We start from the raw sequence: 10,015 nt of genomic DNA on the forward strand, positions 1-10,015 counted from the left end.
CATCAATTGAGAGAATATGGTTCAAAGAAGCCTGAAGAAATAGCCGCGATCATTAAGAATTGGTTGCTGGAAGATCAATATTAGTTTTATGCTATCCATATTATAAATTTAAGCAGGGGGTTTTAAAATGGAGAGGAGGGGAAAGGGCCTTAAAGGGCGCGAAAAATCCGCAGTGTTGCTAGTCTCCCTAGGCCCTGATGTAGCCTCTAGGGTCTACAAAAATTTAGATGAAAGCACAATTGAAATGCTTACTATGGAAATAGCTGGACTTCGCAAGATTCCAAGCAACCAAAGAGAAGAAGTTTTAAGGGAAGCTCAGGAGTTATTGCTAGCGAAGGAATACATGACCCAAGGCGGAGTGGATTATGCAAAGCAACTCCTTGAATCTGCCTTGGGACCGGAGCGAGCTCAAGATATTTTGCGGCGCATAACAGCAAGCCTTCAAGTCAGACCGTTCGATTTTATTAGGCAAACCGATCCTCAACAAATCTTGGCCTTTGTTCAAAACGAGCACCCTCAAACCATTGCCCTGATAGTTTCCTATATGGAACCCAAACAGGCAGCCCAAGTTATGGGCGGTTTACCTCCTAAACTGCAGGCTGAAGTAGCAAAAAGGATCGCGACAATGGAACGGGTTACTCCAGATGTACTTAGAGAGGTCGAGCGGGTTTTAGAGAGGAAAGTGTCTACTATACTGAGTCAGGATTTTACGATAGCCGGGGGAATAGATGCCCTTGTTGCTATTGTGAATAATGCCGACAGGGCCACGGAACGCAACATCATGGAAAGGCTCGAGGAAGAAGATCCGGAGCTGGCCGAAGAAGTCAAAAAGCGGCTTTTTGTGTTCGAAGACATATTGGGCATGGACGATCGATCACTGCAACGGGTGCTTCGTGATGTAGACATGAAGGACGTAGCCTTGGCCTTAAAAGGTGCCTCTGAAGCTTTGAGAGAAAAGTTCTTCAAGAACATGTCCAAGAGAGCTGCTGAAATGTTGAAGGAAGACATGGAATATATGGGTCCGGTTCGAGTGCGAGACGTAGAGGAAGCTCAGCAAAAGATTGTAAACGTGATAAGGGCTTTAGAAGATGCTGGCGAAATCGTAATTGCTCGAGGGGGAGAGGAGGAGTTGATTGTCTAAGGGGGACAAGCTTTTTAGGACCGTGCACTTTGTGCCTCATGCTGTAAAAATAATATCCAAAACCAATCTCGAGCATCTTTCTAAGTCGCACAGATCCTTGGTAAAAGAGGATGTTGCGAGTGATGACATTAATGGACCAGTTAGCCTTGAAGAGCTTAAAAGAAAATTCGCAACCCTCAAGGATCAATACGAGTTGCTTCAAGACAAATATGATCAGCTTCAGTGCGAGTACGAAAAGCTTAAAAGTTCTCTAGAACTCGAGAAGAAAAGTTTTTTTGGGAAAGTAAACGAGGAAATAGAGAAAACTAAAGTTGTAGCGAAAAAGGAAGGCTATGATGATGGGTTCAAGAAAGGATTAAAGGAAGGAAAGAGCGAAGCCGAAAAGAAAGCAAAAGAAGAAGTGTCGAGACAAGTTTCTGATTTAATTCGTTCACTTGAGAATTGTCACGAGTCGCTATCCCATTCTATGGACATCTTATTAAAGCAAAACACAATGAAAATGATCAGACTTTGGGAAAAGGTGCTAAAAAGCCTCCTCTATAAAGAAGTTGAATTAGACGAAGAGGTTTTAGAGCGCTTATTAGAGGAAGTTTTGAAACGCTTGAGCGATAAAGATAGGATCATTATATATTTACATCCCTCGGAAGTAGCGCTGCTGCAGGAAAAGATTGATCAATTTAGCGATCTCATTCGCGGGTCTGGGCATGTGGAGTTCATTGCCGATGATCATGTAGACAGGGGCAGTTGTATAGTAGAGACCAACCTTGGTGTTTACGATGCCAGGTGGCACACGCAACTTGAACGTTTATCTGAGGAGATTGACCGTCTCTTAGCGGAGGGGCAAAGGGAAAATGACTTCCAAGGAAGACAAGGATCTTTTATCGATACTGGAAGCCAGATTAGATAATATTGATTTTATACGCTTAAATGGCCTTATAGCGAAAGCAATTGGTATCGTTATAGAATCTAGGGGACCTGATGTTAGCGTTGGAGATTTATGCGAAATTAAGTATCGAGGCAGATCGACATCCCTTTATGCTGAAGTTGTAGGCTTCAACGAGGATAGGGTGCTGCTTATGCCATTAGGCGAATTAGCTGATATTGGTCCCGGATGTGATGTGATTGCCGTAGGTCAAAAGCTGAGTGTACGTGTTGGCCCCGGACTTCTTGGAAGGGTTTTAAATGGGTTGGGTGACCCTATAGACGATAAGGGACCCATTATGGCGGGAGATACCTATCCTTTGTACGCTAAACCACCTCATCCACTTTTGAGAAAACCCGTTTCTACGCCGTTGCCAGTAGGGGTTAAGGCCATCGATGGCATGCTTTCTTTGGGACGAGGACAAAGGATCGGAATTTTTTCCGGTTCAGGAGTCGGCAAAAGTACGCTCATGGGAATGATGGTTAGAAATACCGAAGCTGAAATAAGCGTGATAGGATTGATAGGCGAACGTGGCAGGGAAGTCGGAGAGTTTCTTGAAAGAGATTTGGGTAGCTCTGGACTGAAACGTTCAGTGGTCGTGGTGGCAACATCTGACCAGCCCCCTTTGGTCAGATTGAAAGCGGCTTTGACCGCTACGGCGATAGCAGAATATTTTAGGGATAAAGGAAAAGATGTCCTTCTCTTAATGGATTCTATTACCAGGGTCGCTATGGCTCAAAGGGATGTGGGTTTAGCTATTGGAGAGCCGCCGGCTACGAGGGGATATACGCCATCGGTGTTTGCTTTTCTTCCAAAACTATTGGAGCGAGCCGGAGCTGGTGAAAGGGGAAGCATAACGGGAATTTATAACGTTTTGGTTGAAGGTGATGATATGAACGAGCCTGTGGCCGATACCGTTCGTGGCATTCTCGATGGTCATATAGTTCTTTCCCGCAAATTGGCGTCCAGGGGCCATTATCCGGCTATTGATGTGCTCAAAAGCGTTAGCCGTGTAATGCCAAATATCACCTCACCAGAACATCTTGAAGCAGCAAGACGGGTGAGGGAGCTGCTCGCAGTTTACGAAGATGCTGAAGATCTCGTAAACATTGGTGCCTACAAACCGGGCAGCAATGCCAACATTGATTGGGCCCTGAAATACCTAAATGAGGTATTGGATTTCTTATATCAACCTGTGGAGGGACATTTTAGCTTCGATGAGACAGTAAAAAAGCTAATTTCTCTAGCGCCTAAAGAATAACAATATAGAAGCGAAAAGCGATGATTAAACGTTTGATTATCAAGACAATGAGGCGGTAAAATGAACGAAAAATTTGTCCGATTTAATAAGCTAGAAAATATTAAAAATAAAGAAGTTCAATCTCTTGAGTGGGTATTGGGAAATAAAAAAAAGGCGTTAGACAATACAAAACAGTGTCTATGCCGACTCGCTCAGGAAAGAACCGAGGCTCTAGCGGAATTTATTTCGATCAATGAGAATGTGTTAGAAATTGAAGAGCTTTGGGATGCACGAAGAAAAGTCGAATTAATAGATGAAGAAATAGCTCAGGCTCTGATTGAGTTAAAAAAGTGCGAGATGGCGGTTGAAAAGGTGATGGAGGAGTTGTTAAACAAACACAAAGAAGCCAAGGTCATGGAAAAAACAGCCAATCGTTTTCTTGAAAGAGAAAGGCCAGTACAACTTGCGAATGAACAGACTGCAATCGACGATATCGCTTTAAGTCGTTATGGAAGGGAGGATATCTTGTGAGGACATATCTCAATCTCGGCAAAATAAGGGATATCCATCTTCGGGTGGAAGAAATTCGCGAGAAACTTGGAGAAAATCCAAAGCCATCCAAGCCTTTCATTGAGGTGTTGCGCGAATCAAGTTCTGTCAAAAAACAAGCCACAGATGTTAGGACTAATGATAAATCCCTTGATGAAGAAATAAAACGCATAGCTGCTAAATGGAATCTCGACAATGCTTTAGTGAGAGCGGTCATTCATATGGAATCTGGCGGTAATTCCAAAGCTATATCTTCTAAAGGCGCTATGGGGCTAATGCAGCTCATGCCCCTAACGGCGAAAGAGATGGGTGTTGATGATCCATTTGATCCTATCCAGAATATCGAAGGAGGCACTGAATATTTAGCGCTGTTACTCCAAAGATATGACAACAACCTGGATTTTGCGCTCGCAGCGTATAATGCTGGGCCTTCGAGGGTTGACGTATACGGCGGGATACCTCCTTTTAAAGAGACGGAAAGGTTCGTTAAGAATGTAAAATCCTTGTACGAAAGGTTCAGAAAAGGTGATGGCTAATGGTAACCCAAGATGATCAAACAATTGATGAGGAAGAGCGACAAGATGACTTTGTCCAGGAAAGGCCACACAAGGCTAAACCCAAAAATAAAAGAAGGGTTCTTGGTTGTGGCCTTTTGTCTTTATTTCTTTTGTTAGTAATCTTCGGAGTGCTTATTGGGTTACATCTCTTAGGTGTAGTGGATCTATTGCCGATAATATATAAAACCGGCTCGCATTTGCCATTAATAGGTGAGAGATTTTCTTCTTCAAGCCACGTTGCCCTTACTCCCGAGGAAAGGAGACGACAGGAGCTTGAGGAACATGAAAAGTATATTAATCAAAAATTCCTCGACCTTCAAGCAAAAGAGGAGGAACTTATTAAAAAGGAACAAGAGCTTGCCCGAAAGGAGAGTGAGTTGATTGTCAAGATAGAAGAGGTGACCAAAAGCGTCGAAGCCGAGATAAGCGCCAAGGATGTGGAAATTGAAAGAGAATCCTTTTCTAAACTGGTTTCTATTTTACAGGAAATGCCTACAAGGCGTGCTGCAGAGGTGTTAAATGATCTTTCTGACTCCTTGGCAATAGAGATTTTAGAGGCCTTGTCTCCGGATGTTGCAGGTAAAATTCTTGGTCGCATGGATGTGGCTAAAGCGGCAGTGCTGATGGAGCAGCTTGCAGCTAAGGAGAAGTGAGTGATTGCCGTGAGTTTTAGTATTTTGCTGGCCAATTTGAATAATATAGATTGCAACGAAGTTTGCCAAGTAGATGTGGCAACAAAAAGCAAGAGCGCTGCTCGGGCAGCCAGTGTTGCAGGAATGTCCTTTTGGGAGCTCTTGGCAATGCTGTGCGAAGAAAGAGCATCATCGCCAGCTAATTTGCCAGATGTAGAAGTTATTGAATCGGAAAAAATAGATTGTAGCAAATACATTAAAGATTGCATAATTCCGAATGTAAAAAAAGATATGTTGTATAAGAAAGACGACAGTGATTACATTTATATCAATGTATCTAATATATTAAATATATTATTAGATGAACAAATAAAACCTTTTGCATTCTCTCAGGTACAACAGCGACAGAAGATAAATCAGGAGGCGCGGATGGTCTCCCTGACCCGAGAAATGACATACAGGGACTTTTAGTCGAGGCTGAGAATTTGTTGGAGGGTGTTGAAAGCAGCGACAACATGGATGAAAACTCTACCGTTGCTAAAAAGGATAGTCATGTAGAATTCAGGTCCTGCCTTTTAGATCATCGACTCGAAGCTGATAAAAGCGTCACAGACGTCTCTCGCAAAAATGAAAATGACAGCATATCCGTCAACCCTAAAACTAACGAAGTTGCAAGTAAATCGTATGTCGTTGAAGCCAAAAATATTTTAGATGCTGGTCAAAAGAGTCGAATAAGCTCAAACGACGTGCTTGGCAACTCAAGCAATTTGGATGAAAAAGCTAAAGAAAAAATCACCGAGCTTGATGGGGCAAAAAAAGTGCATACCGTTGAACGCTTGAAGGGATCTGGTAATATCCCTGAAGCGCTCAAGGAGCTTCATGAAGAGACATCAAATTTTTTGTTACAAAATCCTCAGGTAAAACTTTTGTCATTAAACGACGATTGTGTTGCTGTCGAATCCTCTAACCTCGGTGTTTTGTATCAAATGAATTTTGCAGAGAGCAATGACGCCAGATTAGAAGGTGCCCTTAACGCAGTCATAACTTTAATGAGTCGCGAAGGTAAGGAAGCTGCTCGTATAGCTGTTCATCCTCCAGAGTTGGGCCATATAGACGTAGATATTGACATTGCCCAAAGTGGCAGTTTAAGGGCGAACTTTAATGTTGAAGGCCAGAGTGTAGCCAATCTTCTCATGGGGCAATTAGATTCATTAAGACAGAGTCTGAACGCGAACGGTTTTCAGGTGTTAGGACTCAACGTTTACGTTAAGGGCGAAGGTGACGACTTGGGTGGTCAAAGAAATAAAACAAATCACAATGAGAAAAAGATCAGGGCTGGTGAATCTATCGCCTCGAATGACGATATCGGTGAAATGGCTTTTATCCTCGATATTGAACGCGGGTTGCTTCAATGGATAGCGTAAAGGAGGCGAAAGATCATGGCGGTAAATCAAGTTTATTCCGTGAATCAAACTTATTCCTACAGAGAAAACAGGGAGATTAAAAGTGAGCTCGGAAAGGATGACTTTCTAAAGTTACTAATCACACAGCTTACCCATCAAGACCCATTTGATCCGATCAACGATACGGAATTCATAGCGCAAATGGCGCAATTTTCTGCTCTAGAACAAATGACTAATGTAGCAAGTGGCATGGAGAATTTGCTGGAGTTGGTTAAATTTAACGCCAGTAATTATGTGGGCAAGGATGTAGCTTATTTTGATGGTGATAGGGGCATATTTTTAGAATCGCGTGTCCTTTCGGCAATATTTGATGATGGTAAGGTGTATTTAGAGCTGGAAAACGGCAAATACATCCTCTTGGAAGAGGTAAAAGCTGTCACAACACCCTCCACGGATGGCGGGTAGATTGGCAAGGGAAGGCCTGCCTTGATGTTTATTTTCAATTGGAGGGATGGCAATGCTTAGATCTTTAACTTCGGGTGTTAGCGGAGTACGAAGTCATCAGATTATGTTGGATGTGGTGGGCAATAATATAGCAAATGTGAATACCACTGGCTTTAAGAAGTCGGCTGTTACTTTTCAGGATTTGCTATACGAGACCAGCAGAGGAGCCACCGCCCCTCAGGCTGACATGGGTGGCATTAACCCCATGCAAATCGGGCTTGGCACAACCGTTGCCGCCATCGAAACGATACACTCTCAAGGGCCTTTGCAGTATACAGGTAACCGAACTGATATTGCCGTTCAAGGAGATGGTTATTTCGTTTTAAATGACGGCACTCGCAACGTTTACTCCAGAGCGGGTAATTTCGTCCTGGATGGAAATGGAAACATCGTTCAATCTGGAACGGGCTACACTCTCATGGGTTATGAACTTACTGTCGACCCCGATAACCCTTCCAGGTATATCAGAGGCACTCGATTAGTTTCTTTAAACATTCCCGTGGGACAGAAATTGAGTGCCAAGGAAACCGAAGTTTTGGGGTTACAGTGCAATTTGGATAGCCGGGTAAATACTTACCTGCCAATGGGGTTGACTAATTCAAATTTCTCAACGATTGCCAATATAGGTGGTCAGAATTATGAAATTTCCATCGCAGAAGGCAGTGGTAATAATTTGTTGAGCATAAGTATCGGCGGAACTGCTTATGGTTTGACATTAGACGGAATAAACACCACTACCGGATTGCCGGAATTATCGTCTGCGCCCGTAACCTTAGGAAATTATACTTATACATTGCAATTTGACGACGATACCGGCGAACTGCAACTAATGGACTCAAGCAATAATAATAATGTCGTATGGAGCCAGCAAATTTCGGGCATGATGGATTACGAAGTTATATATTTCAAAGATAGCAATAATAGTCTAAGGCCTTACTTGGCTGAGTTTACCGATAAAGGCGACGGTAACATGGTCTTGACAGTATGGGGACAAGATAATTCCAATGCTTGGACCTCATTTGTGGAGGAAATTCCGATTAACGCCGACGGAGCCTTTGTAATACCTGCGGCAGGACAAATTATTACTGGTCTTGCAGGAAACGTTTGGGTCAAATTAAATTCCACTGAGGACGGAAAAGGTTTGTCCATTTCATCTAGTAACGACGGTGGCTCTACATACGAGGTCGCTGCTACCTTAAATCAGCATACGTCGTCCATTCATTCGACGAAGGTTGACATTTATGATTCTTTGGGCAATCCTCATACTATTGAAGTTGCTTTTGAGAAGATAGGTGCTAACGAATGGCGTTGGAGGGCCTGGCTTCCATCGGAAGCGGGGATTCAGCTTTCTAACAATACTGGAACGATCCAATTTAGCTCCGATGGCAAGTTAGTGGCAGGCGGGACTGCAACTGTAGACCTGGGATTTTCCTTGCTTGGAGCGGAAGACGCCACAGTTAAGTTTGATTTCTCCGGGGAATCCTTTGGGAAAAGCCCCATAGATGGTGTGACTCAGTTTGGCTCAAGCTTTACTACAAAGGCTTATTATCAGGATGGTTATCCCATGGGAGTCTTGCAGGATTTTTCCATAGCTTCCGATGGCGTCATTGTTGGAGTTTACAGCAACGGTAGGACTAACGCCTTATACTCGACATCTTTGGCTGTTTTTTCTAACCCAAGCGGACTTGAAAAAATTGGGATGACCGCTTTCGTGCCGACTGCTAACTCGGGACTGCCTCAGTTAGTTGTTCCCGGAGAGGGTGGTGCCGGGACGTTGGCAGGCGGCAATCTTGAAATGGCCAATGTCGATCTTGCCGAGGAGTTTACTAGGCTCATCATCGCGCAAAGGGGATTTCAGGCGAGCGCAAGGGTAATAACTACAAGTGATCAAGTGCTCGACGAACTCATAAATTTAAAACGTTAGCTTTAATAAAGATAGAGGCATGATGGGTCATGATCGAGGTTACACGGCTCAAAGGCTCTAAGCTTGTCATTAACGCTGATCTTATTGAAACTATCGAGGCCACCCCGGACACGGTGATCACACTTGTCAATGGACACAAGTACGTGGTTGAAGAATCCTTAGATAAAGTTGTAAGCCTGATAATAAACTATAAGGGAAAGGTGAGTGGCGGCTGTTGTATTTCCACTCAGAAAAATGGGGGGCATAACGGTGGATCTTGCTAGCTTTATCGGGATTTTTCTAGCATGTATAATGATCATAGGGGGCATACTGGCAGGAGGGGATGCTTTAGCGTTCGTTAACCTTCCCTCTTTGTTGATAGTTGTAGGAGGAGCATTAGGGGGGACAATACTCTCTAACCCCTGGAAGCGTGTTTTGTCCTTGGGGCAAATCTTAAAGAAGGCTTTTTTTTCTGAAAGTCCGGAGCTAGTTTCTATCGTTCAAACCCTTGTAAGTTTTGCTGAAAAAGCCAGGAGGGAGGGGCTTTTATCTTTAGAAGACGACGCGGAGAAACTCGATGATCCCTTTATGAAGAAGTCAATTCAACTCGTCGTTGATGGTACGGATCCAGAACTGGTCAAGTCAATACTTGATACCGAAATTGGGCTGCTTGAGGAAAGACACGCGGGCAATAAGTTCATGTTCGATACACTAGCCGAACTGGCGCCAGCCTTTGGAATGCTGGGAACACTCATCGGATTGATACAGATGTTGGGACATTTAGACGACCCCAATGCCTTGGGACCAGGCATGGCAGTTGCGCTGATTACCACCTTTTACGGGTCAATATTAGCTAACGTTTTCGGCATACCCATTGCCCGTAAACTGACGGTGAGAACTCAGGAGGAGGTTGTTACAAGGGAAATGATAGTGGAGGGCATCTTGGCCATACAGGCTGGAGAAAATCCTAGATTGGTCGAGGAGAGACTGAAGGTATTTTTGCCTCCCAAGTTTCGGGTGTCACTAGAAGAGGAAAATGAATCCAGATAGAGTAGGTGTTGCTATTAAATGGCCAGGAGGAAAAAAAGAGAGATATCGGAACTGAAGGGCAACTGGCTTACAACATATGGTGACATGGTAACGCTGCTATTGACGTTTTTTGTG

At 43.7% G+C, this 10,015-nt stretch carries 13 protein-coding genes; all 13 read left to right on the forward strand.

Translation table 11 applies throughout. The features are described 5' to 3' along the window. Positions 1-127 precede the first annotated feature (127 nt). Positions 128-1,141, forward strand: a complete 1,014-nt coding sequence (gene fliG, locus Q7P41_RS07880) for a flagellar motor switch protein FliG (protein WP_303883289.1) — start codon at positions 128-130, stop codon at positions 1,139-1,141. Then, complete coding sequence (locus tag Q7P41_RS07885; protein WP_303883290.1) at positions 1,134-2,048, forward strand: FliH/SctL family protein; 915 nt, start codon at positions 1,134-1,136, stop codon at positions 2,046-2,048. Before fliG ends, Q7P41_RS07885 begins: the two co-directional genes overlap by 8 nt. Then, the gene (gene fliI / locus Q7P41_RS07890; RefSeq protein WP_303883291.1) at positions 1,993-3,324 is read left to right on the forward strand and encodes a flagellar protein export ATPase FliI; all 1,332 of its coding nucleotides are present in this window, start codon (positions 1,993-1,995) and stop codon (positions 3,322-3,324) included. Before Q7P41_RS07885 ends, fliI begins: the two co-directional genes overlap by 56 nt. Positions 3,325-3,384: 60 nt before the next feature. Beyond that, positions 3,385-3,834, forward strand: coding sequence for a flagellar export protein FliJ (locus Q7P41_RS07895; RefSeq protein ID WP_303883292.1), 450 nt, complete (start codon positions 3,385-3,387; stop codon positions 3,832-3,834). Beyond that, positions 3,831-4,388 (forward strand): lytic transglycosylase domain-containing protein, encoded by a 558-nt coding sequence (locus Q7P41_RS07900; RefSeq protein WP_303883293.1) that lies wholly within the window; start codon positions 3,831-3,833, stop codon positions 4,386-4,388. The genes Q7P41_RS07895 and Q7P41_RS07900 overlap by 4 nt, the downstream gene beginning before the upstream one ends. Then, entirely contained in the window at positions 4,388-5,062 is a 675-nt protein-coding gene (locus Q7P41_RS07905; protein ID WP_303883294.1) for a MotE family protein, read from the forward strand. The genes Q7P41_RS07900 and Q7P41_RS07905 overlap by 1 nt, the downstream gene beginning before the upstream one ends. After that, on the forward strand, positions 5,063-5,512 hold the full coding sequence (locus tag Q7P41_RS07910; RefSeq protein WP_303883296.1) for a hypothetical protein: 450 nt from the start codon (positions 5,063-5,065) through the stop codon (positions 5,510-5,512). Between the two features lie 14 nt (positions 5,513-5,526). After that, a complete protein-coding gene (locus tag Q7P41_RS07915) occupies positions 5,527-6,465 on the forward strand; it encodes a flagellar hook-length control protein FliK (RefSeq protein ID WP_303883298.1) in 939 nt (312 codons plus the stop codon). A gap of 15 nt (positions 6,466-6,480) precedes the next feature. Continuing rightward, entirely contained in the window at positions 6,481-6,909 is a 429-nt protein-coding gene (flgD, locus tag Q7P41_RS07920; RefSeq protein ID WP_303883300.1) for a flagellar hook assembly protein FlgD, read from the forward strand. Between the two features lie 52 nt (positions 6,910-6,961). Then, positions 6,962-8,872 carry a flagellar hook protein FlgE gene (locus Q7P41_RS07925; protein ID WP_303883302.1) on the forward strand — a complete coding sequence of 637 codons (1,911 nt, stop codon included), beginning with the start codon at positions 6,962-6,964 and terminating at the stop codon, positions 8,870-8,872. Between the two features lie 29 nt (positions 8,873-8,901). After that, positions 8,902-9,135: a flagellar FlbD family protein gene (locus Q7P41_RS07930; protein WP_303883303.1), complete on the forward strand. Its 234-nt coding sequence runs from the start codon at positions 8,902-8,904 to the stop codon at positions 9,133-9,135. Next, positions 9,122-9,901, forward strand: coding sequence for a motility protein A (locus Q7P41_RS07935; RefSeq protein ID WP_303883304.1), 780 nt, complete (start codon positions 9,122-9,124; stop codon positions 9,899-9,901). Before Q7P41_RS07930 ends, Q7P41_RS07935 begins: the two co-directional genes overlap by 14 nt. Positions 9,902-9,919: 18 nt before the next feature. Continuing rightward, a partial coding sequence (locus Q7P41_RS07940; protein ID WP_303883306.1) for a flagellar motor protein MotB occupies positions 9,920-10,015 on the forward strand: 96 nt, incomplete at its 3' end.

This window comes from Acetomicrobium mobile (assembly GCF_937920065.1).